We start from the raw sequence: 23,699 nt of genomic DNA on the forward strand, positions 1-23,699 counted from the left end.
CACCCGTAGGGGGCCTTTCACCACCATGAGCGTTGTCACCAACACGACCACCATCGGCGCGATCGAGGCGCCGAGCCGCCGCAACACCGAGCTGGCGCTGCTGGCGTTCGCCGTCATCATCCCGGTGTTCGCCTACCTCAACGTGGGCCTGGCCATCGACGGCAAGGTCCCGGCCGGCATGCTCGGGTACGGGCTCGGGCTCGCGCTGCTCGCGGGCGTCGCCCACCTCGTGGTGCGGAAGTGGGCCCCGTACTCGGACCCGCTGCTGCTGCCCCTGGCCACCCTGCTCAACGGCATGGGCCTGGTGCTGATCTGGCGGCTGGACCAGTCGCCGCGGCTGATCGCCCTGGCGAAGCGCCAGTACGGCGCGTTCAGCGCGTCCGCACCGAACCAGATGATGTACTCCGCCATCGGCATCGCCATGTTCGTGGGCGTGCTGCTGCTCCTGAAGGACCACCGTGTCCTCCAGCGGTACACGTACATCTCCATGGTCGTGGCGCTCGTACTGCTGCTGCTGCCGCTCGTTCCCGGCCTCGGCGCGGACGTCTTCGGTGCCAAGATCTGGATCCGTGTCGGCGGCTTCTCCATCCAGCCCGGCGAGTTCGCGAAGCTCGTCCTGGCGGTGTTCTTCTCCGGATACCTGATGGTGAAGCGGGACGCGCTCGCCCTGGCCAGCCGTCGCTTCATGGGGCTCTACCTGCCGCGCGGCCGTGACCTGGGTCCGATCCTGACGATCTGGGCGGTCAGCCTCCTCATCCTGGTCTTCGAGAACGACCTGGGTACGTCGCTGCTGTTCTTCGGCATGTTCGTGATCATGCTGTACGTGGCGACCGAGCGGACCAGCTGGATCGTCATGGGTCTGCTGATGGCCGTCGCCGGTGCGGTGGTCGTCGGCTCCACGGCAAGCCACGTGCAGTCCCGTGTGGCGGCCTGGCTCGACCCGTTCGAGTGCCTGAAGACGGCGCCCCCCGGCACCAACATGGCGTACGCCTGTGACCAGATGACCCAGGTGCTGATGTCCTTCGGCTCCGGCGGCATCCTCGGCACCGGTCTCGGTCAGGGCAACTCCGACCTGATCCAGTTCGCCGCCAACTCCGACTTCATCTTCGCCACGGTCGGCGAGGAGCTCGGGCTCGCCGGTGTGATGGTGTTCCTGCTCTTCTACGGGCTGATCGTCGAGCGCGGTATCCGCACCTCGCTGGCCGCCCGCGACCCCTTCGGCAAGCTGCTCGCGATGGGTCTCTCCGGGGCGTTCGCGCTCCAGATCTTCGTCGTCGCCGGCGGTGTGATGGGTCTCATCCCGCTCACCGGTATGACGATGCCGTTCCTCGCGTACGGCGGATCCTCCGTGATCGCCAACTGGGCTCTGATCGGCATCCTGATCCGGATCAGCGACACCGCGCGGCGCCCCGCGCCCGCGCCCGCCCCGTCCCCCGATGCCGAGATGACCCAGGTGGTCCGTCCGTGAACAAGCCGCTGCGCCGGGTCGCGATCTTCTGCGGCCTGCTCATCCTCGCCCTGCTCGTGCGCGACAACTGGCTCCAGTTCGTCCGTGCCGACGAGCTGAACGCCCACCCCAAGAACCGCCGGGTGCAGATCGAGCGCTACGCGAACGAGCGCGGCAACATCATCGTCGACGGGAAGCCGATCACCGGCTCGGTCGACTCCGGGGACGAGTACTTCAAGTTCAAGCGCACCTACCTCGACGGCCCCATGTGGGCCCCGGTCACCGGTTACGCCTCGCAGGCCTACGACGCCAACCAGATCGAGAAGATCGAGGACGGCATCCTCACCGGCAACGACGACCGGCTCTTCTTCGACCGCACGCTCGCCATGTTCACCGGCGAGAAGAAGAAGGGCGGCGACGTCGTCACCACCCTCAACGGCGCCGCGCAGAAGGCCGCCTTCGAGGGCCTCGGCAAGAAGACCGGCGCCGTCGTGGCCATCGAGCCGTCGACCGGCAAGATCCTGGCGCTCGCGTCCACCCCCTCGTACGACCCCTCCTCCTTCGCCGGCTACTCCGCGAAGGACGAGAAGGCCTGGGTGGCGCTGGAGAAGGACAAGAACAAGCCGAAGCAGAACCGCGCGATCCGTGAGATCTACCCGCCCGGTTCCGTCTTCAAGGTCGTGACCGCCGCCGCCGCGCTGGAGAACGGCAAGGTCAAGGACATCAACGCGGCGACCGACACCCCCGAGGGCTGGAAGATCCCCCTCTCCAACCGGGAGATGATCAACCACGCCCGGGGCTGCGCCAACGCCAGCCTGAAGCGTGCCCTCGACATCTCCTGCAACTCGGTGTTCGCGAAGCTCGGCGACGACGTCGGCCGCGACAAGATGGTCGAGATGGCCGAGAAGTTCGGCTTCAACGCCGAGCAGTTCACCCCGGTCCGTTCCTCCGCCTCGGTCTACGACAAGACGGCCGACCGCGGTGGCAACGCGCTCTCCTCCATCGGCCAGTTCAACACCGCGACCACCCCGCTCCAGATGGCGATGGTCACGGCGGCGATCGCCAACGACGGCAAGCTGATGAAGCCGTACATGATCGACGAGCTGCGCGCCCCCAACGTCGACCTGCTCAAGAAGACCGAGCCGGAGGAGATGAGCCGCCCGGTCTCGCAGGAGAACGCGCAGCTGCTCCAGCAGATGATGGAGAGCGTCGTCACCAACGGCACCGGCGGCAACGCCGACGTGAAGATGGACGGCGTCAAGGTCGGCGGCAAGACCGGTACGGCCCAGCACGGCGACAAGAACGCCAAGCGCCCCTACGCCTGGTTCATCTCGTACGCGAAGACCGCCGAGGGCTCCCCGGTCGCGGTCGCCGTGATCGTCGAGGACTCGGCGGGCACCTCGCGTGAGGACATCAGCGGTGGTGGTCTCGCCGCCCCGATCGCGAAGGCCGTGATGAAGGCGGTCCTGAAGACCCGGGGCTGACGTCTCGGCCCCGTTCGTGCCAGGTACCGGTCAGGTATCAGCTACCGGCCCCGGACGGATCGTCTTCCCGGGGCCGGTACCGTATCCGCGAACAGCACACACCGCCGGACCACCCATGGGTGCGGTCGGGACAGACGGAGAGGGCTGGATTAGCTATGGAAGAGCCGCGTCGCCTCGGCGGCCGGTACGAGCTGGGCTCGGTGCTCGGCCGTGGTGGCATGGCCGAGGTGTACCTCGCCCAGGACACCCGGCTCGGCCGCACCGTCGCCGTGAAGACGCTGCGGGCCGACCTGGCCCGCGATCCGTCCTTCCAGGCCCGGTTCCGCCGTGAGGCACAGTCCGCCGCCTCGCTGAACCATCCGGCGATCGTCGCCGTCTACGACACCGGCGAGGACTACGTCGACAACGTCTCCATCCCGTACATCGTGATGGAGTACGTCGACGGGTCGACCCTGCGTGAGCTGCTGCACTCCGGGCGCAAGCTGCTGCCCGAGCGCACCCTCGAGATGACGGTCGGCATCCTCCAGGCGCTGGAGTACTCGCACCGCGCCGGGATCGTGCACCGTGACATCAAGCCGGCGAACGTCATGCTGACGCGCACCGGCCAGGTCAAGGTCATGGACTTCGGCATCGCGCGCGCCATGGGCGACGCCGGCATGACCATGACGCAGACCGCCGCGGTGATCGGCACGGCCCAGTACCTCTCCCCCGAGCAGGCCAAGGGCGAGCAGGTCGACGCCCGCTCCGACCTGTACTCCACGGGCTGCCTGCTCTACGAGCTCCTCACCGTCCGTCCCCCGTTCATCGGTGACTCCCCGGTCGCGGTCGCGTACCAGCACGTCCGCGAGGAGCCGCAGCCGCCGAGCAACTTCGACCACGAGATCACGCCCGAGATGGACGCCATCGTCCTCAAGGCGCTGGTCAAGGACCCCGACTACCGGTACCAGTCCGCCGACGAGATGCGCGCGGACATCGAGGCGTGCCTCGACGGTCAGCCGGTCGCGGCCGCCGCCGCGATGGGCATGGGGATGGGCATGGCGGGTGCCCCCGCGTACGGCGGGGGCTACGGCGGGTACCCGGAGGACCAGCCGACGACGGCGCTCCGCCAGGCCGACCCTGCGGGCCAGACCTCGATGATGCCCCCGGTCAACGGTGACGACGGCGGCTACGGCTACGACGACCGTCCGGACCGCCGCCGCGGCGGCCAGAAGAAGTCGAACACCTCGACGATCCTGCTGGCCCTCGCGGGCATCCTGGTGCTCGTCGGCGCGATCTTCATCGGCGTCTCGCTGTTCGACAAGAAGGACGGCACCCGGCAGGTCCCCGTGCCGCAGCTGGTCGGCCAGACCGTCGCGGTGGCGACGGAGCGGGCGACCAACGCGGAGGTGAAGGTGCAGGAGGCCGGCACCGAGCGCTGCGACCAGCCCAAGGGCACCATCTGCCGCCAGAGCCCGGCCGCGGACGGCACCACGAAGATGGACACCGGCGCCACGGTCCAGGTGTTCGTCTCCGAGGGCGCGCCGCTCGTGGAGGTTCCTGACGTCCAGGAGCAGTCCCAGGAGCGCGCCGAGCAGTCCCTGAAGGACAAGGGCTTCAAGGTCAAGGTCGAGCAGCAGGAGTCCGACGAGGACCCCGGCACGGTCCTGCAGCAGAACCCGGACGGCGGCACCAAGGCGGAGACGAACTCCGTGGTGACGATCACCGTCGCGAAGCAGAAGCTGCTGCAGCTCCCCGATGTGAAGACGCGGAGCTACGACCAGGCCGTTCAGCAGCTGAACGGGGTCGGCTTCACGAACATCACCAAGGAGGACGTCGACTCCGACCAGCCCGCGGGCATCGTCGTCGACCAGACCCCCGGTGGTCCCTCGGACCAGTCCAAGGAGACCCAGATCACGCTGAAGGTCTCCAAGGGCCCGCAGCAGACCCAGGTTCCGATCCCGGGCGACCTGAACAACCGGCCCTTCAAGGACGTCAAGGCGCAGCTCGAGGCGCTCGGCCTGGTGGTCGTCCAGCAGGGTTCGGACAAGGAGGACGCCATGGTCTTCGGCACGAACCCGCCCGCGGGTACGCCGGTGAAGACCGGGGACAGCGTCACCGTCTTCACGGTGGGCGGCGGCGGCCAGGGCGGCAATCAGGGTGGCGGAGACAACAACGGTGGCATCGGCGGCATCTTCGACTGACGCCCCGGCGACCGTGCGGACGGTCGGACCGTTCGAAGGGGAGAGCCCCGGCATCCAGTGGATGCCGGGGCTCTCCCCTTGTTCGCGCCGGTCGCCGCGGCCGTGCCCGCGCCGTTCGCCGCACGCTTGCGCGCGCCGGTCGCCTCAGCGGAGTTCCGCCGGGGGCGTCCGGTCGCGGTCGACCTTCTCCGTGCGCACCAGTTCGCCCCAGACGATGTACCGGTAGTCGGAGGTGTACATGGGGGTGCAGGTGGTCAGGGTGATGAAGCGGCCGGGCTTCGTCTTCCCCGACTCCTCGGGGACGGGCTGGAGGACGTCCACGTTGTACTTCGTGGTCTCCGGCAGGGTCTTGTAGACCTTGTAGACGTACCAGGTGTCCTTGGACTCGAAGACGATCGGGTCGCCGTTCTTCAACTTGTGGATGTTGTGGAACTTGGCTCCGTGTCCGTCCCGGTGCGCGGCGAGCGTGAAGTTGCCCTGCTTGTCCTGCGGGAGCGCGGACTTGATCGGGTCGGTGTAGTAGCCGGCGACGCCGTTGTTGAGGATGGCGCTCTCGGTGCCCTGCTTGACGAGGATCTCGCCGTTGTTCATCGCCGGCACGTGGAGGAAGCCGATGCCGTCCTTGGTGTCGAGCGCTCCTGGCCCGTCGGCCCAGCGGTCGCGGACCTGGGCGCCGTCCTGGTCGGCGGCGCGGTCGGCGAGGACGTTGGTCCACCACAGGGAGTAGACGACGAAGAGGCCGAGCACCAGGCCCGCCGTGATGAGGAGTTCGCCGAAGAAGCTGATGACTCCGGCGATCCGATTTCGCACGCGTGCCACTAGGTCGTCCCGTCGTCCCGTCCGGAGGTGTGGGGTCTCAGCCTACGAGCGCTTTCGGCTTTCCCTGGCTGCGCGGGCGTTCCTCGACCAGCCGGCCCCACACGATCATGCGGTACGTGCTGGTGAACTCGGGTGTGCAGGTGGTCAGCGTGATGAACCGGCCGGGCTCGGTGAAGCCGGAGCCCTTCGGCACCGGCTCGATCACGGAGACGTTCGAGGGCGCGGTCTGCGGCAGGATGCTCGCCATCTCGTAGGTGTAGTACGCGTTCCGGGTCTCGACGACGATGGGGTCGCCGGGCTGGAGCCGGTTGATGTAGCGGAACGGTTCGCCGTGGGTGTTGCGGTGGCCGGCGACGGCGAAGTTGCCCTGCTTGTCGGAGGGCATGGCCGTCTTGAGCTTGCCCTCTGCGTAGTGGCCGACCATGCCCTTGTCGAGGACCTTCGCCTTGTTGATGCCCTCGGCGACGGGGACGACGACGTCCAGCTTGGGGATGTACATGATGGCGAAGCCCTCGCCGGGCTCGAACGCCCCCGGCTTGCTGTCGTCCTTGTCGGCGTCGCCCTTGGCCCAGGTGTCCTCGATCTGTTCCTTGGCCCGGTCGGTCTCCTGGCCGGCGAGGACGTTCGTCCACCACAGCTGGTAGGTGACGAAGAGCAGCATGACGACGCCGAAGGTGATGAAGATTTCCCCGACGGCGCGGCTGGCGATGACGCCGACGCTGTCCTTGGCGGCACGGGCGGCGCGCCGGGCCTCGACGCGGGAGAGCGGTGCGGACGGCTTCTCGCCGGCCGCGGCGCCGGCCGTGCCGGCGGACGGGCCGCCCCGGCGGCCCTTGCCCCGGCTGCCGCCCTTGGCCGCGCGGCGGCGTTCTGCCCGGCCGGGCCCGGGAAGGGGCTCCACGGCCTCCAGAACGGTCGTGTCGCCCGGGGAGGGCCGCGGGGCCTCAGGCGCCTCGTACGGCTCGTACGGGGGCGTGTAGGCGTCTTCGCGGGGAGCCTCGGGGGCGGCGTCGTAGGCGGCCCCGCGGGCGGCCTCGTAGCCGGCCTCGGGCTCCGGGTACGCCTGCGCGGGCTCCGGGTACGTCTGCCCAGGCTGCCCGTGCGCCTGCGGCGGTTCCTGGTACGCCTGCGCGGGCTCCCGGTACGTCTGCGCGGGCTGCCCGTGCGCCTGCGCGGGGTCCCGGTACGCCTGCGGCGGGTCCTGGTAGGGCTGCTGGGGCTGCTGGTAGGCCTGCTCGGTGTACGGGTACGCGGCCGGGGCCGGAGCCGGTTCCTGGTACGGCGAGGGGACCCCGTAGGGGTCCGCGGGTATCGGCTCGGGCTCCGGCTCGTTCGTCGCCCGGAACCAGGGAGAGCCCGTCGTCACGCGACGGCCTTGCCCACCACCGGCGCGAGCCCCGCCGACCGTCCGACCGCCCCCTTGTCGCCGCACTGCTCCAGCCAGTTGGCGAGCATCAGGTGTCCGTGCTCGGTGAGGACCGACTCGGGGTGGAACTGAACTCCCTCGACGGGCAGTTCGCGGTGGCGCAGGCCCATGATGATGCCGTCCTCGGTCCGCGCGGTGACCTCGAGCTCGGCCGGCAGGGCGGCGGGCTCGGCGGCGAGCGAGTGGTAGCGGGTCGCGGTGAACGGCGACGGCAGCCCGGCGAAGACGCCCTGCCCCTCGTGGGTGACGAGGGAGGTCTTGCCGTGCAGCAGCTCGGGTGCCCGGTCGACGACTCCGCCGTACGCCACGGCCATCGACTGCATGCCGAGGCAGACGCCGAAGACGGGCACGCCGGTGGCCGCGCAGTGCCGGACCATGTCGATGCAGACCCCGGCCTGTTCGGGCGCGCCGGGGCCGGGCGAGAGCAGGACGCCGTCGAAGCCGTCCTGGGCGTGGCTCAGCTCGACCTCGTCGTTGCGGAGGACTTCGCACTCCGCGCCGAGCTGGTAGAGGTACTGAACGAGGTTGAAGACGAAGCTGTCGTAGTTGTCGACGACGAGAATTCGCGCGCTCACTGGCCGTCCACCGTCACATCGTTGAACGGAAGCAGCGGCTCCGCCCAGGGGAACACGTACTGGAAGAGGGCGTACACGACCGCGAGGACCAGCACGATCGAGATCAACGCCCGCACCCACGCGTTGCCCGGCAGATGCCGCCAGATCCAGCCGTACATGACGTCGACCGCCCCTTCCGTTCGTTACGGGGACCAGAGTACGGGGCGAGGGGGCCGTGGGGGGTCAGCTGTCCAAAGCCTGTGGACGGCCATCGGCGACCGGCCGGGTGGCGTCGAGGTGCGCCCAGACGACGAGCCGGTGGCTGCTGCCCCACTCGGGTTCGCAGGTGGTGAGGGTCAGATAGCGGCCGGGACCGTCGAATCCGGACTTCGCGGGTACGGGGTCGATGACGCCGACATCGGTGGGCACAGTCCGGTAGGGGGCGCGGCCGACGCGGTACGTGAACCAGGTCGTCCCGTCGGTGAGGACGATCGCGTCGCCCTCGCGCAGCCGGGGGAAGTCCTTGAAGGGGTCGCCGTAGGTGCGGCGGTGGCCGGCGACGGCGAAGTTGCCGGTCGCGCCGAGGCGGGCGGTGCCTGCGTAGTGGCCGAGCCCCTTCTTCAGGGTGGCGACCCCGGTGCCCTGGAGGACGGGCCACTTCCAGTCCTTGCCGAGCCGGGGGACGTACATGACGGCGATGCCTCTGCCGGGGGCGTACGGCACGGCTTGGGCGGCGGGAGCGGCGGTCCGGACCGGGGTGCCGGTCCACTCGCGCTGGAGGGTGTCGATCTGGCCGGCGCTCGCGCTCGCGGCCTGGACCCCGGTCCAGTACAGGACGTACACGACGAAGAGGACGATCAGGGCGCCGACGGTGATGCACAGCTCGCTGAAGGTCCTCACGACGAGACGCAAGCGCCCCTCCCGCAGTCGGCTCCCGGCGGCGTCACCCCGGCCACGCGGGTGGTGTCAGCTCACCGGCTTCGCTTGGTGGAGGTCCACTGTGCCCGAGTACCCGGGAAGAGTCACCGCCCTGTGCTCGTCGACTTTCCAGCCGAGCCCGTACGCCTTCACGTACAGCTGGTAGTTCTGGATCGCCGGGGAGCCCGCGAGCGCCCTGTTCAGCTTCCCCCGGTCGCCGACCGCGGTGATCTTGTACGGGGGCGAGTAGACGCGGCCCTGGAGGATCAGGGTGTTGCCGACGCAGCGCACGGCGCTGGTGGAGATGAGCCGCTGGTCCATGACCCGGATGCCCTCGGCGCCGCCCTGCCACAGCGCGTTGACGACGGCCTGGAGGTCCTGCTGGTGGATGACCAGGTCGTTGGCCTGCGGCTCGGGGTAGCCGGGGGCGGCCTGGGCGTTCGGCGGGGCGTCGTTGAGGGTGACGGTGAGGCCGGAGCCGGAGACCTCCGTGGTGCCCGCCGCGGCCTCAAGCGCGTCGAGTCTCGCGTCCTCCGCACGCGTGGAGCCGTCGTCGCGGGCGGCGAGGGAGTCGACCTGGGCGCGGAGGGCGGAGGTGGACTCGTCGAGGCCCGCGTTCTTGTGGCTGCGCTCCTCGATGAGGTCGGAGAGCCGCAGGAGTGAGGCGTCGGTGCGGATGTTGGTGCCCTTGGCGGTGTTGAAGCTCGTGACGAAGATCAGTCCCGCGAGGGCGAAAACGGCAAGGGTGAGCACCTGGACGGGGCGCCACCTCGCGGTGCGGCCAGGTCCTTCGGGAGTGCCGGCGGAATTGCTCAACGTACCCTGATCCCCTTCGGTGCCGCGGAACCACTACGCTAACGGACGCCTGGGGGACGCAGTCGTCCTCCTTCGTCACATCCCGGCGCCAGCCACAGTTCCCTGCGCGGTCACGCAGCGCATCGACAGGAGAGTCCCTCGTGCCGAAGTCACGGATCCGCAAGAAGGCCGACTTCACGCCCCCGCCGGCGAAGCAGGCCACCTCGATCAAGCTGACCAACCGCAGCTGGGTGGCGCCTGTGATGCTCGCGCTGTTCGCCATCGGTCTGGTGTGGATCGTGGTCTTCTACGTCACCGACGGCTCGATGCCGATCGAGTCGATCCGGAACTGGAACATCGTGGTGGGCTTCGGCTTCATCGCGGCCGGCTTCGGTGTCTCCACGCAGTGGAAGTAGCGGCGAACAGCAGGGGTACGGCGGCCGTCTAGCGTTCGTACCCGTTGCCCGTCAAGCTCTCCCCTGAACTTATCCACAGCGTTGTGCACAGCACTGGATAACTTACGAAGATCTGTGGATAACTCGCACGAGGTTGACGCCGGTATGACCGGAATCACTCTCGCCGGAGACCACGACGCCCCTCGCCTCCCTGGAGAAACACCAGGTCAGTGGCGAGGGGCGCGGTCTTTCCCCACAGAGTGGGGAGAGACCGCCACGCACTGTGGATAACTCTGGGGAAAGCTCACAGAGAAGCTCGTCCACAGCCCTGTGCGCTCAGGTGAGCGTCGCCGTGCGGGCCAGCACGATCCCCACGTCGAGCAGCAGCACCAGGGCCAGCGCCCCGTACTGCACCAGGTCCCGGCGGGCCCTCGGCGCGTGCACGAGCGCGTACGTCACCACGACGCCCGCGACCAGACCACCGACATGGGCCTCCCAGGAGATCCCCGGTCGGGTGAATGTCATGAGCAGCGACAGGGCCACGAAGAGGATCACCGGCCGCATGTCGTGACGGCGCCGGCGGGCGAGCACCACCCAGGCGCCGATGAGGCCGTAGACCACGCCGGAGGCGCCGAGCGAGGGCTGGTTCTGCGCGGCCACGAGATAGGCCAGCACGGAGCCGGAGAGACCGGAGAGCAGACACAGGGCCGCGTACCGGATCCGGCCCAGCTCGGGTTCGACGATCCCGCCGATCACCCAAAGACCCAGCACGTTGAAGAGGATGTGCCAGACCTCCTGGTGGAGGACGGTCGAGGTCAGCAGCCGGTACCACTCGCCGTCGGCGACCCCGACGAGCTCGCCGAGCGCCGGGCTGTAGGCGTAGCCGATGAGCACGAGCTCGTCGACGAGCCGGTCGCCGAACACCAGGACGGCCAGGTAGACCGCGAGGTTGATCCCGATGAGGATCTTGGTGACGAGGCGGTCGTCCGCCGCGACCCGGCCGCCCGCGAGCGTCCGCGGCTGGTTGGCGTCGGCGGCGTGGCCGGTCCCCGAACCGTTGCGCACGCAGTCCGGGCACTGGAAGCCGACCGAGGCGGAGACCATGCACGCCGGGCAGATCGGCTTCTCGCAGCGCGTGCAGCGGACGCCGGTCTCCACCTCGGGGTGCCGGTAGCAGCGCGGCAGACCGGCGCGCGCGTTCTCGGAGGGTTTCGGTTCCATGAGAGGTGCCGTCCCTTCCGCCTCAGCGCTTCTCGATCACCACGGACTCGATGACCACGTCCTGCAGCGGTCGCTCGGTGTGCGGGTCGGTCGCGGTGGCCGCGATCGCGTCCACGACCTTCCGGCTCTCCTTGTCGGCGACCTCGCCGAAGATGGTGTGCTTGCGGTTCAGCCAGGTCGCGGGAGCGACGGTGACGAAGAACTGCGAGCCGTTGGTGCCCGGGCCGGCGTTGGCCATGGCCAGCAGATAGGGACGGTCGAAGAAGAGCTCCGGGTGGAACTCGTCGGCGAACTCGTAGCCGGGGCCGCCCGTGCCGTTCCCCAGCGGGTCACCGGCCTGGATCATGAAGCCCTTGATGACCCGGTGGAAGACCGTGCCGTCGTAGAGCGGCTCCGAGGAGACCGTGCCTGTCGCGGGGTGCGTCCACTCGCGCTCACCGCCGGCGAGCTCGACGAAGTTCCTGACCGTCTTCGGGGCGTGGAACGGCATCAGCCGCACCTCGATGTCACCCAGGCTGGTCTTGAGGATCGCGTACAGCTGCTCGGCCACGGTCGCCTTCCGTCCACGTCATGTCGCGTCATGCCCACGTCTGTCTCTGGCGTGTCCGATCCTCGCATGCCCCGGATGCCCACCCCACATGCCGGACCTGGCTCCGGGGGGCATGATTCCGAAAAGGATGGAAAGGTGAAAAACCGACATCGTCGCCACCGAGGAGGAGGAATCCCGTGACCCGCATGGAGAGCGTGCGCGCCGCGTCAGATTCGGCGAAGGAGAGCGTCCTGCACGCCGCGGAAGTGGTGGCGCCGTACGCCGGCACGGCCAAGGACCAGGCCGCGCACTACGCCCACGAGGCGCGTGTGCTGATCGCGCCGAAAGTCTCGAAGGCCGCTCAACAGGCTCGGGAGCAGGCTCGTGCGCAGTACGACTCGTACGTCGCACCGCATGTCCCGCCGCGGGTCGACGCGGCCGCACAGCGTGCGGCGGTCAAGACCCGCTGGGCCTGCCGTCAGGCGGCCGACTACACCGTTCCACGTGTCGAGCACGCGGTCGCCGCGACCGGTCCCGTCCTTGAGGAGGCCGGGTCGCGTTCGACTGCCGCCTGGGCCGCGCTGCGCGGTCAGGTGACACCGAGGGAAATCCAGAAGATCGTGAAGAAGCACGAGCGTCGGGCACGGGCCGGACGCCTCGCCAAGGGCCTCTTGGTCCTGGGCGTACTCGTCGGCGGCGCGTTCGCCGCCTGGAAGTGGTGGGACAAGCAGGCCAACCCCGACTGGCTGGTCGAGCCGCCCGCTGCCACCGAGGTGGAGGAGGGTTCCGTACTGACGTCCTACGACGAGGGTGAGGACGTCCTCGACCCGGAGGTGGAGGCCAAGGAGACCGAGGCCGAGGCGGCTGCCGCAGCCGAGGAGGCCGCCAAGCGCGACGAGCGCCGCTGACCGACCGGGGTACCGCTGGGTGCTGCCGAGGTCCTGCCGGTTTCCACCAGGGCCCTGCCGCATGCCGCCGGGGTCCTGGTTCCCGCGGGGCCCTGCCGGGTTCTGCGGGTTCCACGGGTCCTGCTGGTCCTGAGGGTTCCGCTGGTTCCGCTGGTTCCGCTGGTTCCGCGGGTCCTGCGGGTTCCGCTGGTTCCGTCCACAGGGCGGGTCCTGCCGGGTCCTGCTGTCGCGGGAGTCCTGCCGGGTCCTGCCGGGCGGTACGGAGCCGAGTGCTGCGAAGCGGAGTGCTGCGAAGCGGAGCCGTACCAGAAGGAGCCGTGCGAGACGGAGCCGTGCGAGGAGGTGCGGGTACGGGTGTGGGGAGTGCGCATCGTCGTCTCCCCGCGCCCTACGCCGACGCGGCGAGCGCCAGCTCGGTCAGCGCGGCCGGCTCGTCGGTCTCGGCCGCGGCGGTCACGCCGGCGACGGAGCGGTTCCGGGAGGCGGGAGAGGAGCCGTGGGCCTCGGCGGCGATGCGCTGCTTGATCGTGGGCGGCAGGGAACGGTCACCGACGAGCGGCCACCGGTGAGCCCTCTGCGCCGGTACGGAGGCGGGCGCGGCCCGCTTCTCCCCGGCGGCGGGTGCGGCCGTGGTGGGGCCGGCGGGCTCCTCGGGCTGCTGGACGGCGGGCTGCTGGGTCGCGGCGGCGGTGCCCGCCAGGCCGACGGAGGCGAGCAGGGCGAAGAGGACGGAGATGAAGGCGGTCCAGAACTGCTTGACCTTGGCGGTGGCCATGGCCCCTCACTTTCGTGACGTTCTCGAATGGTTCATTTCGGTTTGCGCGCTTTACGTACTTTCCTCATGATGTGGATGCGCTCCCGATTTCCACGGAACGTCGCCGCCGTCGCGCAGTTCTTCCGATGAACACCACCCGTCCGGAGCAGCGGACCCTGGTGACCGGCGATCTGGAACCCGGCGCAGGTCCTCCGAACGGGACGCGCGTCGAGTTCGCCCGCTTCACGTCCGAGACGGAAGCCAAGGGCCTGGAGTACGCGTCGAAGATCCAGATCGGCCGCGGCGAGGAGGTCGCGGCGGGCAGGAATCCCGACCGCCGACCCCGTACGTCTCCGGCGCCGCCACGCGAAACACCCCCTGTGACCTGCGTTTCCGCAGTTCACAGGGGGTGTTTGTCGTGGAGCCTAGGGGAGTCGAACCCCTGACATCTGCCATGCAAAGACAGCGCTCTACCAACTGAGCTAAGGCCCCGGAACGAGAACAGCGTACCGGGTCACCCCCCATGCCCGGCAAAAGGATTGGGACTCCCGGTGCGCGACCACTCTCCGTAAGATGCTGAGCGAGGTTCGCAGTGGCGAACCTAGGGATGGGGAGAAGAAATGGACGCAGCGCAGCAGGAAGCCACGGCGCGAGCCAGAGAGCTTCAGCGCAGTTGGTACGGAGAGCCGCTGGGGGCGCTCTTCCGTCGGCTGATCGACGATCTCGGGCTCAATCAGGCCAGGCTCGCGGCCGTACTCGGATTGTCAGCGCCCATGCTGTCCCAGCTGATGAGCGGCCAGCGGGCCAAGATCGGCAACCCGGCCGTCGTCCAGCGCGTCCAGGCGCTCCAGGAACTCGCCGTGCAGGTCGCCGACGGCACCGTCAGCGCCGCCGAGGCCACCGACCGGATGGACGAGGTCAAGAAGTCGCAGGGCGGCTCCGTCCTCACCAGCACCGGTCAGCCCGCCACCGGCTCGGGCGCGCCGACCGTCCGCCGGGTGGTCCGCGAGATCCAGTCGCTGATGCGCTCCGTAGCCGCGGCGGGCGACATCATCGACGCCGCCGACTCGCTCGCCCCGGCCCACCCGGAACTGGCAGAGTTCCTCCGGGTGTACGGCGCGGGGCGCACCGCGGACGCGGTCGCGCACTACGAGTCGCACCAGAACTGACGCGGCCGGCAGCCGGCCCGCATCGCCGACGAACGAGGCAACGGGGAGCGGACACAGCACGATGGGTGAGGTATTCGCTGGTCGGTACGAGCTGGTCGACCCGATCGGACGGGGCGGGGCGGGCGCCGTGTGGCGCGCCTGGGACCACCGGCGCCGCCGCTATGTGGCGGCCAAGGTGCTCCTGCAGAGCGACGCGCACACGCTGCTCCGCTTCGTCCGCGAGCAGGCGCTGCGGATCGACCATCCGCACGTCCTCGCTCCGGCCAGCTGGGCCGCCGACGACGACAAGGTCCTGTTCACCATGGACCTGGTCGCCGGCGGTTCTCTGGCGCACGTCATCGGCGACTACGGCCCGCTGCCGCCCCGGTTCGTCTGCATCCTGCTCGACCAGCTGCTCTCGGGCCTGGCCACGGTGCACGCCGAGGGGGTCGTGCACCGCGACATCAAGCCCGCGAACATCCTGATGGACGTCACCGGGACCGGGCGGCCGCATCTGCGGCTGTCCGACTTCGGCATCTCCATGCGCAAGGGCGAGCCCCGCCTCACCGAGACCAACTACGTGGTGGGCACGCCCGGTTACTTCGCGCCCGAGCAGCTCCTCGGTGCCGAACCCGACTTCACCGCCGACCTCTTCGCCGTCGGCCTGGTCGCCCTCTATCTGCTCCAGGGCCGCAAGCCGGACTCCCAGGCCCTGGTCGGGCATTTCCTCACGCACGGCACTCCCGGCGCCCCCGAGGGCGTCCCGGAGCCCCTGTGGCAGGTCCTCGCCGGTCTGCTGCAGCCCGATCCGCAGGCCCGCTTCCGGACGGCCACGGGCGCGCGCAAGGCCCTGACCGCCGCCGTCGACATGCTTCCCGAGCCGCGCCCCGACGAGGAGCCGGTCGAGATCTTCGACCAACTCGGCCCCCTGCCGTCCGGCTTCGGCCCCCAGGGCCCGACGGGCCCGGCCGGCGCCGCCGCACCCGCCTCGCCCACCGGGCCGGTCGGCGAGGCGGCCACGGCCGCCCGGGGCGCCTCCACGAGCGCTCCGTCCGCCGCACCCGCCGTGGCCCCCGGGGCCGTCCCGATGCCCGCCGCCACGCCCGTACCGCCCCAACAGCCTCAGCTGCCCCCACAGCCGCACTACCAGCCCCAGCACCCGGCCAGCCCCGCGACGGCCCCCCTCGCCGCCCCGGCCGCGGCTCCCGCGCCACTGCCCGGGCCCTCCGAGACGGGCAGCTTCCACCTGCCCCCGCCGGTCGGCCACCCGACCCCCTCCTTCGACCGGGCACCGACCTCGGCGGTGCCGTACGGACAAGCCCCTACTCATCCATACACCGCTCGACCCGTTCAGGTTCCCGCGCAGTACGCGGCCCCCGTCGGGGCAGCGACGGCGCCCTCGGCCCCCGCCCCGGTACGCCGACCGGGACCGCCCCCGAAGGTGGCGATCCCGGTCCTGCTGCTCGCGCTGGTCTGCTTCGCGGTCGGCTTCTGGGCCCTCGCCCAGACCTGAGCCGCTCCTGCCGCCCCGGCCACCCTGGCCGTCCTGGCGCCCTGCCGCCCTGTCGCCCCTGCCGCTCCGCCCGGCCCGTCCTCCCCAGGGACGGGCGGAAAAGGGCCCGGGCCCACGGCAGCCGCCGCTCCTACGCCGCCGCCCGCCTCCGTGCCACCAGCGTCCACCCGCCGAGTCCGAGCAGCAGCAGCGTCCCGCTGCCGATCCCGGCCGCCGCGACGACCCGCATGGAGTCGCTCCCCGAGGCCGCCTGCGCCCCCGAGGCGCCCTTCTCCGCCGCCTCCTTGTCGTCGGCGGTCACGGCGAACCGCCCGGGGTCACCGTCGTACCCGGGCCCCGGCTTCGCGTCGCCCCGCAGCGAGACCCGCAGGGTCAGCGGCACCGTCCTGTCCCCGTACTCCGCGGCCATCGCCGGGTTGAGCGTGGCCGACAGGTAGTACCAGCCCGCGAAGCGCATCCCGCTGGTCGCCTCGTCGTAGGAGCTGCGGTTCTCGTGGGCCACCGGGCGCAGCGCGTCGAGCGCGAGCGTCGCGGGCTTGCCGCTGTAGCTGACGGTGTTCTCGTCGACGTGGCCGAGCGCGGGGTTCTCCAGGGAGAGCACCAGCGCGTGGCCGATGTACTCGTCGCCGGTCGCGCTGCTGCCGAGTTCGGCGGTGGCGAAGAGCTGCTGTCCCCAGTCGACCGGCACCCGGAAGAAGAGCGTCTGGCCGGGCAGGATGTCGGACCGCCACTCGCCCTGGGTCAGCGAGGTGGCGTCGTGGACGCCGGAGCCTCCCCGGCGGGGCTGCGGGTCGCCCGCGGGCGGCCCCGGCGTGCCGGAGGCCCAGACCTCGGGGAGCTCGGTCGGGCCGGCCTTCTTCAGCACGGGCTCGGACGCGTAGCGGATCTCCAGCTCCCAGTCGTCCGTGCTCGCCTTCGACTCGCGCTCGACGAGCACGTAGTAGGCGCCGGCACGCTGGCAGGTGGAGCTGTCGGCGTCGACGATGCGGCGGGCGTAGGCGGCGAGCGGCCGGGTGTACTCGCTGGAGGAGAAGTTCGCCTGCTGGTACCCGCATTCGGTGCCGGAGCCGTCCTGCATGCTCACCTTGAAGCCGTCGCCGTACTCGGCCTTGCCGCCGGCCTTGGGCACCGCGACGACGGAGACGTACGCGTTCTCCCGATCGAGGTTGACCCGGTAGTAGACCTTGCCGTTCCTCTTGAGCGTGTCGCGGTAGGTCTGCCCGGTCTTGAGCTCCACGGCGTCCGAGCTGGAGGCGGCGCCCTGGACGCGCCGGGCCGCGCTGTCGAAGGTGTACGGCGGGATCGCGCCCCCGGCGGCCGTACCGGCGGCCGCCGCATGCCCGGCGCCCGTACCCGTGGCGGCCGTACTCCCGGAAGCCGTGTCCGCGGCGGACGCGACCGCCGTCTGCCCGGGAAGCACCACGACCGCTCCCACCGCCGCGGCCGCCGTGATCAGGGCCCCCGCCCTCCGACCGATGCCGGCCTGCGTCTTCACGCGCTGCTCCTCTTCACTTAAGCAAGTCGAAAGTTTGCTCAGGCAAAGCGAAGCCCCGGCCCGCTCTCGCGCGGCCGGGGCTTCACCCACAGATGGTTTTCGGCTCAGACACCGGAACCTGCGGGCACGGAGTCGGTCGCCTCCGTCCACAGGTCCTGCTCGGCGCGATCCGCCTGGATCTGGCGGTACACGAGGAGCCCGCCGATGGCGGCCAGTGCGACCAGGAGAAGCTTCTTCACCGCGCGACCTCGTCCTTCGTTGACGTAGGAGACTTCTGACGCCCACTCTACACATCGACCGATACCGATCGGTGACCTGTGCGAGGTTCAAACCTTCCAAGGCCCCCGGACAGACAAATCGACCCGGACGGAGGAACCGTCCGGGTCGATCGACACTGTGGGGCTAACAGGATTTGAACCTGTGGCCTCATCCTTATCAGGGATGCGCTCTAACCAACTGAGCTATAGCCCCGCCGCGCTCTGCGGTGTGTGTCCCGCGCGCTGACTCCTGAACATTAGCGCACAGGGGGGCCAGTCCCAAAATCGGTAACCGACCGGCCCCCTCGCAGGTCACTCGCCCGTCACTCGTCCTCGGCGAGCGTGAGCTCCACGCCGCCCACGAAGCCGGCCGACAGGTTGTAGATGAACGCGCCCAGCGTCGCCAGCGCGGTCATCAGGACCACGTCGATCACGGCGATCACCGAGGTGAACATCAGCACCCGCGGCAGCGAGAGGAACGACTGCAGATCGAAGCCGTTGGACTCGTTCGAGCCCGTGGCCTCGCTGATCGTGCCGCCGACCGTCGAGAAGACGCCCATGGCGTCCATGACCATCCACAGCACCGCCGCCGCGACGATCGTGCAGATGCCCAGCGCGATGGAGAGCAGGAAGCTCACCTTCATCACCGACCACGGGTCGGCCTTGGCCACCCGCAGCCGCGCCTTGCGCGTACGGGGCGTCGTGCGGGCCCCCGTACGCGGCCGGCGCACGGCACCTGTCTGTCCGCCCGCCGTACCGCCCGACGCCGGAGCGCCGTACGCCTGCGGCGGGTGGTAGGGCGCGCCCGGCTGCTGCGCACCCGTGCGCTCGCCGGGCAGCGGCCCGTTGTAGGTCTCGTACGAGGGCTGCTGCCCCCGAGTGTCCGTCACCGCAACCCCCTGGGAGTCCGTGGCGGGGCCACGGGCGCCGTTCGCTCCAGCACCAGCAGAAGCTCCGGCAGCCGCCGATCCGGCGCCCGTGGCTCCACTCACGCTCTTACTCCTCGTGCTCCCCGGCCGAGGGCTCCGTGCCCTCGACTGCCTCGGTCTCGACCACGACGGTCTCGACCACCGCCGCCTCGGACGCCTCCACGGCGCCCTCGGCGTCGTCGATGTCCTCGTCCTCGCCACCGGCCTCGGCGTTCCGTGCGATGCCGACGACGGCATCGCGCTTGCCCAGGTTGATCAGCTGGACGCCCATGGTGTCACGGCCGGTCTCCCTGACTTCGTTGACTCGCGTACGAATCACACCGCCGGACAGCGTGATGGCGAGGATCTCATCCGTCTCCTCGACCACCAGCGCGCCCACGAGCGAGCCGCGGTCCTCCACGATCTTGGCGGCCTTGATACCGAGGCCGCCACGGCCCTGGACGCGGTACTCGTCGACGGGGGTGCGCTTCGCGTACCCGCCGTCGGTCGCGGTGAAGACGAACGTACCGGGCCGGACGACATTCATCGAGAGCAGCTGGTCGTCGGCGCGGAAACTCATCCCCTTGACGCCCGAGGTGGCACGTCCCATCGGACGCAGCGCGTCGTCGGTGGCGGTGAAGCGGATCGACTGCGCCTTCTTGCTGATGAGCAGCAGATCGTCCTCGGCCGAGACCAGCTCGGCCCCGATCAGCTCGTCGTCGCTGCCGTCCTCCGCCTCGCGGAGGTTGATCGCGATGACACCGCCGGAACGCGGCGAGTCGTAGTCCTTCAGCGCGGTCTTCTTGACCAGGCCGGCCTTGGTGGCGAGCACCAGGTACGGCGCGGCCTCGTAGTCGCGGATCGCCAGGATCTGGGCGATCTGCTCGTCCGGCTGGAAGGCCAGCAGGTTGGCCACGTGCTGGCCGCGCGCGTCCCGGCCGGCGTCGGGCAGCTCGTACGCCTTGACCCGGTAGACCCGGCCCTTGTTGGTGAAGAAGAGCAGCCAGTGGTGGGTGGTGGAGACGAAGAAGTGGTCGACGATGTCGTCCTGCTTCAGCTTCGTGCCCCGCACGCCCTTGCCGCCGCGCTTCTGCGAGCGGTAGTCCTCGGTCTTCGTCCGCTTCACGTAGCCACCGCGCGAGATGGTGACGACGATGTCCTCCTCGGCGATCAGGTCCTCGATGGACATGTCACCGTCGAAGGGCACGAGCTTGGACCGGCGGTCGTCGCCGAACTTCTCGACGAGCGCGGCCAGCTCCTCGCTGACGATCGCACGCTGGCGCTCGGGCGAGGCCAGGATCGCGTTGTACTCGTTGATCTTGGCCTGGAGCTCGTCGTGCTCGGCGACGATCTTCTGGCGCTCCAGGGCGGCGAGCCTGCGGAGCTGCATCTCCAGGATCGCGTTGGCCTGGATCTCGTCGATCTGGAGCAGGTCCATCAGGCCGCCGCGGGCGACCTCGACCGTGTCGCTGCGCCGGATGAGCGCGATGACCTCGTCGATCGCGTCGAGCGCCTTGAGGAGACCGCGCAGGATGTGGGCGCGCTCCTCGGCCTTGCGCAGCCGGAAGCGGGTCCGGCGCACGATGACCTCGATCTGGTGCGTCACCCAGTGGCGGATGAACGCGTCCAGCGAGAGGGTGCGCGGCACGCCGTCGACGAGCGCCAGCATGTTCGCGCCGAAGTTCGTCTGCAGGTCGGTGTGCTTGTACAGGTTGTTGAGGACGACCTTGGCGACGGCGTCGCGCTTGAGCACGATGACGAGGCGCTGACCGGTCCGGGACGAGGTCTCGTCGCGGACGTCGGCGATGCCGCCGATCTTGCCGTCCTTGACCAGGTCGGCGATCTTCTGCGCGAGGTTGTCGGGGTTGGTCTGGTACGGGAGTTCCGTGACCACCAGGCACTGGCGGTTGTGGATCTCCTCCACCTCGACGACCGCGCGCATCGTGATCGAGCCACGGCCGGTGCGGTACGCCTCCTCGATGCCCTTGCGGCCGACGACGAGCGCGCCGGTGGGGAAGTCCGGGCCCTTGATCCGCTCGATGAGGGCGTCGAGGAGCTCCTCGTGGCTGGCCTCGGGGTGCTCGAGCGCCCACTGCGCACCGGCCGCGACCTCGCGGAGGTTGTGCGGCGGGATGTTGGTGGCCATGCCGACGGCGATGCCGGCGCTGCCGTTGATCAGCAGGTTCGGGAAGCGGGACGGCAGGACCGTCGGCTCCTGGTTGCGGCCGTCGTAGTTGTCCTGGAAGTCGACGGTCTCCTCGTCGATGTCCCGGAGCATCTCCATCGACAGCGTCATGAGCTTGCACTCGGTGTAACGCATGGCGGCGGCCGGGTCGTTGCCCGGGGAGCCGAAGTTGCCGTTGGAGTCGACGAGCGGCATGCGCATCGACCAGGGCTGGGCGAGGCGGACGAGCGCGTCGTAGATCGAGGAGTCGCCGTGCGGGTGGTACGTACCCATGACGTCACCGACGACGCGGGCGCACTTGTAGAAGCCCTTCTCGGGCCGGTAGCCGCCGTCGTACATCGCGTACAGCACGCGACGGTGGACGGGCTTGAGGCCGTCGCGCACGTCGGGCAGCGCGCGGGACACGATGACGGACATCGCGTAGTCGAGGTACGAGCGCTGCATCTCGGTCTCGAGCCCGACGGGCTCGATCCGCAGCACGGGCTCTTCTTCGGTGGTCCCGGTCGGGGTGGTTTCGTCGGCCATTGCTGGTCGTCAGTCCTTTCGTACGGTCAGCTGAGACCGACTCAGATGTCGAGGAAGCGAACGTCCTTGGCGTTGCGCTGGATGAACGAGCGGCGTGCCTCGACGTCCTCGCCCATCAGCACCGAGAACAGGTCGTCGGCCTGCGCGGCGTCGTCCAGGGTGACCTGGCCGAGCACGCGGTGCTCGACGTCCATGGTGGTGACGCGCAGCTCCTCGGCGTTCATCTCGCCGAGACCCTTGAAGCGCTGGATCGAGTCTTCCTTGATCCGCTTGCCGCTCTGCTTGCCCAGCTCGACGAGCGCGTCCCGCTCCCGGTCCGAGTACGCGTACTCGAAGTCGTCCCGACCCCACTTGATCTTGTAGAGCGGGGGACGGGAGAGGTAGACGTGCCCGGCCTCGACCAGCGGCCGCATGAAGCGGAAGAGGAAGGTCAGCAGCAGGGTGTTGATGTGCTGGCCGTCGACGTCGGCGTCCGCCATCAGAATGATCTTGTGATAGCGGAGCTTCTCGATGTCGAAGTCCTCGTGCACACCGGTGCCGAAGGCCGAGATGAGCGCCTGGACCTCGGTGTTCTGCAGGATCTTGTCGATCCGGGCCTTCTCGACGTTCAGGATCTTGCCGCGGATCGGCAGGATGGCCTGGTACATCGGGTTGCGGCCGGACTTGGCCGAGCCGCCGGCGGAGTCACCCTCGACGATGAAGATCTCGCACTTGGCCGGGTCGTTCGACTGGCAGTCGGACAGCTTGCCCGGCAGCGACGCCGACTCGAGCAGGCCCTTGCGACGGGTCAGATCGCGCGCCTTGCGCGCGGCCACGCGCGCGGTGGCGGCCTGGATCGACTTGCGGATGATGTCCGCGGCCTCGAGCGGGTTGCGGTCGAGCCAGTCGTTGAGGTGCTCGTAGACCGCCCGCTGGACGAAGGTCTTGACCTCCGTGTTGCCCAGCTTGGTCTTGGTCTGGCCCTCGAACTGCGGCTCGCTCAGCTTGACCGAGATGATCGCGGTCAGACCCTCGCGGATGTCGTCGCCCGTGAGGTTGTCGTCCTTCTCGCGGAGCAGCTTCTTGTCGCGCGCGTACTTGTTGATCAGCGAGGTCAGCGCCGCACGGAAGCCCTCCTCGTGCGTGCCGCCCTCGTGGGTGTGGATGATGTTGGCGAAGGAGTACACGCCCTCGCTGTAGCCGCTGTTCCACTGCATCGCGACCTCGAGGGACAGGGCCTTGTCCTTGTCCTCCGCCTCCAGGTCGATCACGGTGGGGTGGACCAGCTCGCCCTTGCGCGAGTTGAGGTACTTCACGAAGTCGACGATGCCGCCCTCGTAGTGGTACTTCACCGTGCGCGCGGCCTGCTCGGCGGCCGCCTCGGCGTCCGGGTCGTCGGCGCCGACCGTGGCCTTGGCGGAATCGCGCTCGTCGGTGAGCGTGATCGTCAGGCCCTTGTTGAGGAAGGCCATCTCCTGGAAGCGGCGCGAGAGCGTCTCGAAGGAGTACTCGGTCGTCTCGAAGATGTCCGGGTCGGCCCAGAACGTGACCGAGGTGCCGGTCTCGTCGGTCTGCTCGTGCTGCGCGAGGGGCGCGGTCGGGGCGCCCATCTTGTAGTCCTGCGTCCAGCGGTGGCCGTCCGTCTTGATCTCGACGGAGACCTTGGTGGACAGGGCGTTCACGACCGACACACCGACACCGTGCAGACCGCCGGAGACGGCGTAGCCGCCGCCGCCGAACTTTCCGCCCGCGTGGAGCACGGTCAGCACGACCTCGACGGCCGGCTTGCCCTCGGAGGCCACGATGCCCACGGGGATGCCACGGCCGTTGTCGACGACGCGCACGGCGCCGTCGGCCAGGATCGTCACGTCGATGGTGTCGGCGTGGCCGGCCAGGGCTTCGTCGACCGAGTTGTCGACGACCTCCTGCACCATGTGGTGCAGACCGCGCTCGCCGGTCGAGCCGATGTACATGCCAGGGCGCTTGCGCACGGCATCCAGGCCTTCGAGGACCTGGATGTTGCTGGCGGTGTACTGGTTGTTCTCGTTGGGGTCGCCGGAATCGGCCACGAAGCGCCCTTTCTGGCACAGCACAGGCCGTTCTCCGGGCATACGGGAGCGGCTGCGTCGTTCGACTTGTTCCGCAGGGTGGCGGGATTGTCTCCCAGTCTACCGGTAGCGCTGACACTCATGGGGGTTTGCCGGTGCCTGAGTCCTCATGTGCCGCCCTGAGCGGGAGCCAAACGACTCCCCATATCCG

At 69.6% G+C, this 23,699-nt stretch carries 21 protein-coding genes and 2 tRNA genes; 7 read left to right on the forward strand and 16 right to left on the reverse strand.

Going from position 1 to position 23,699, the window contains the following annotated elements:
• Positions 1-25: 25 nt before the first annotated feature.
• The 3 genes from ACFQ79_RS00415 to pknB all read left to right on the forward strand — a co-directional run bounded on the left by ACFQ79_RS00415 (position 26) and on the right by pknB (position 5,111).
• Positions 26-1,468 (forward strand): FtsW/RodA/SpoVE family cell cycle protein, encoded by a 1,443-nt coding sequence (locus tag ACFQ79_RS00415; protein ID WP_319315426.1) that lies wholly within the window; start codon positions 26-28, stop codon positions 1,466-1,468.
• Positions 1,465-2,931, forward strand: a complete 1,467-nt coding sequence (locus tag ACFQ79_RS00420) for a peptidoglycan D,D-transpeptidase FtsI family protein (RefSeq protein ID WP_383578358.1) — start codon at positions 1,465-1,467, stop codon at positions 2,929-2,931. Before ACFQ79_RS00415 ends, ACFQ79_RS00420 begins: the two co-directional genes overlap by 4 nt.
• 155 nt (positions 2,932-3,086) lie before the next feature.
• Positions 3,087-5,111 carry a Stk1 family PASTA domain-containing Ser/Thr kinase gene (pknB, locus tag ACFQ79_RS00425; protein ID WP_383578360.1) on the forward strand — a complete coding sequence of 675 codons (2,025 nt, stop codon included), beginning with the start codon at positions 3,087-3,089 and terminating at the stop codon, positions 5,109-5,111.
• Between the two features lie 144 nt (positions 5,112-5,255).
• On the opposite strand, the gene ACFQ79_RS00430 is transcribed toward pknB, so the two are convergent.
• The 6 genes from ACFQ79_RS00430 to ACFQ79_RS00455 form a co-directional block, all read right to left on the reverse strand.
• The gene (locus ACFQ79_RS00430; protein WP_383578362.1) at positions 5,256-5,930 is read right to left on the reverse strand and encodes a class E sortase; all 675 of its coding nucleotides are present in this window, start codon (positions 5,928-5,930) and stop codon (positions 5,256-5,258) included.
• Between the two features lie 37 nt (positions 5,931-5,967).
• Positions 5,968-7,296, reverse strand: coding sequence for a class E sortase (locus ACFQ79_RS00435; RefSeq protein ID WP_383578364.1), 1,329 nt, complete (start codon positions 7,294-7,296; stop codon positions 5,968-5,970).
• Entirely contained in the window at positions 7,293-7,931 is a 639-nt protein-coding gene (locus tag ACFQ79_RS00440) for an aminodeoxychorismate/anthranilate synthase component II (protein WP_017240376.1), read from the reverse strand. The genes ACFQ79_RS00435 and ACFQ79_RS00440 overlap by 4 nt, the downstream gene beginning before the upstream one ends.
• Positions 7,928-8,089 carry a hypothetical protein gene (locus ACFQ79_RS00445; protein WP_024760376.1) on the reverse strand — a complete coding sequence of 54 codons (162 nt, stop codon included), beginning with the start codon at positions 8,087-8,089 and terminating at the stop codon, positions 7,928-7,930. The genes ACFQ79_RS00440 and ACFQ79_RS00445 overlap by 4 nt, the downstream gene beginning before the upstream one ends.
• Before the next feature lie 64 nt (positions 8,090-8,153).
• Positions 8,154-8,822, reverse strand: coding sequence for a class E sortase (locus tag ACFQ79_RS00450; RefSeq protein ID WP_383578366.1), 669 nt, complete (start codon positions 8,820-8,822; stop codon positions 8,154-8,156).
• Between the two features lie 54 nt (positions 8,823-8,876).
• On the reverse strand, positions 8,877-9,644 hold the full coding sequence (locus ACFQ79_RS00455; protein ID WP_383578368.1) for a DUF881 domain-containing protein: 768 nt from the start codon (positions 9,642-9,644) through the stop codon (positions 8,877-8,879).
• A 140-nt stretch (positions 9,645-9,784) separates the two neighbouring features.
• On the opposite strand from ACFQ79_RS00455, the gene crgA reads away from it, so the two are divergent.
• Positions 9,785-10,039 carry a cell division protein CrgA gene (crgA, locus tag ACFQ79_RS00460; protein WP_030321260.1) on the forward strand — a complete coding sequence of 85 codons (255 nt, stop codon included), beginning with the start codon at positions 9,785-9,787 and terminating at the stop codon, positions 10,037-10,039.
• A 315-nt stretch (positions 10,040-10,354) separates the two neighbouring features.
• Here the strand turns inward: crgA and ACFQ79_RS00465 are convergent, their stop codons facing one another.
• On the reverse strand, positions 10,355-11,239 hold the full coding sequence (locus tag ACFQ79_RS00465) for a rhomboid family intramembrane serine protease (protein WP_383578370.1): 885 nt from the start codon (positions 11,237-11,239) through the stop codon (positions 10,355-10,357).
• Between the two features lie 22 nt (positions 11,240-11,261).
• Positions 11,262-11,789: a peptidylprolyl isomerase gene (locus tag ACFQ79_RS00470; protein WP_383578372.1), complete on the reverse strand. Its 528-nt coding sequence runs from the start codon at positions 11,787-11,789 to the stop codon at positions 11,262-11,264.
• 176 nt (positions 11,790-11,965) lie between these two features.
• Between ACFQ79_RS00470 and ACFQ79_RS00475 the strand changes: the two genes are divergently transcribed.
• Positions 11,966-12,676, forward strand: a complete 711-nt coding sequence (locus tag ACFQ79_RS00475; protein WP_383578374.1) for a DUF5324 family protein — start codon at positions 11,966-11,968, stop codon at positions 12,674-12,676.
• A 388-nt stretch (positions 12,677-13,064) separates the two neighbouring features.
• Here the strand turns inward: ACFQ79_RS00475 and ACFQ79_RS00480 are convergent, their stop codons facing one another.
• Complete coding sequence (locus ACFQ79_RS00480) at positions 13,065-13,451, reverse strand: DUF6344 domain-containing protein (RefSeq protein WP_383578376.1); 387 nt, start codon at positions 13,449-13,451, stop codon at positions 13,065-13,067.
• A gap of 398 nt (positions 13,452-13,849) precedes the next feature.
• Positions 13,850-13,922, reverse strand: a tRNA-Ala gene (locus ACFQ79_RS00485).
• A gap of 128 nt (positions 13,923-14,050) precedes the next feature.
• Between ACFQ79_RS00485 and ACFQ79_RS00490 the strand changes: the two genes are divergently transcribed.
• The gene (locus ACFQ79_RS00490; RefSeq protein ID WP_383578378.1) at positions 14,051-14,599 is read left to right on the forward strand and encodes a helix-turn-helix domain-containing protein; all 549 of its coding nucleotides are present in this window, start codon (positions 14,051-14,053) and stop codon (positions 14,597-14,599) included.
• Positions 14,600-14,660: 61 nt separating this feature from the next.
• Positions 14,661-16,091, forward strand: a complete 1,431-nt coding sequence (locus tag ACFQ79_RS00495) for a serine/threonine-protein kinase (protein ID WP_383578380.1) — start codon at positions 14,661-14,663, stop codon at positions 16,089-16,091.
• A gap of 130 nt (positions 16,092-16,221) precedes the next feature.
• Here the strand turns inward: ACFQ79_RS00495 and ACFQ79_RS00500 are convergent, their stop codons facing one another.
• The 6 genes from ACFQ79_RS00500 to gyrB all read right to left on the reverse strand — a co-directional run bounded on the left by ACFQ79_RS00500 (position 16,222) and on the right by gyrB (position 23,533).
• Positions 16,222-17,586: a hypothetical protein gene (locus ACFQ79_RS00500; protein ID WP_383578382.1), complete on the reverse strand. Its 1,365-nt coding sequence runs from the start codon at positions 17,584-17,586 to the stop codon at positions 16,222-16,224.
• A 104-nt stretch (positions 17,587-17,690) separates the two neighbouring features.
• Entirely contained in the window at positions 17,691-17,825 is a 135-nt protein-coding gene (locus ACFQ79_RS00505; protein ID WP_003958712.1) for a DLW-39 family protein, read from the reverse strand.
• 158 nt (positions 17,826-17,983) lie between these two features.
• Positions 17,984-18,057 (reverse strand) — tRNA-Ile (locus ACFQ79_RS00510).
• A gap of 109 nt (positions 18,058-18,166) precedes the next feature.
• Positions 18,167-18,733 carry a DUF3566 domain-containing protein gene (locus tag ACFQ79_RS00515; protein ID WP_209495854.1) on the reverse strand — a complete coding sequence of 189 codons (567 nt, stop codon included), beginning with the start codon at positions 18,731-18,733 and terminating at the stop codon, positions 18,167-18,169.
• Positions 18,734-18,839: 106 nt separating this feature from the next.
• Positions 18,840-21,461 carry a DNA gyrase subunit A gene (gene gyrA / locus ACFQ79_RS00520; protein ID WP_383578385.1) on the reverse strand — a complete coding sequence of 874 codons (2,622 nt, stop codon included), beginning with the start codon at positions 21,459-21,461 and terminating at the stop codon, positions 18,840-18,842.
• 41 nt (positions 21,462-21,502) lie between these two features.
• Entirely contained in the window at positions 21,503-23,533 is a 2,031-nt protein-coding gene (gene gyrB / locus ACFQ79_RS00525; protein WP_383578388.1) for a DNA topoisomerase (ATP-hydrolyzing) subunit B, read from the reverse strand.
• Positions 23,534-23,699 lie beyond the last annotated feature (166 nt).

This window comes from Streptomyces sp. NPDC056480 (assembly GCF_042795405.1).
GTDB lineage: Bacteria > Actinomycetota > Actinomycetes > Streptomycetales > Streptomycetaceae > Streptomyces.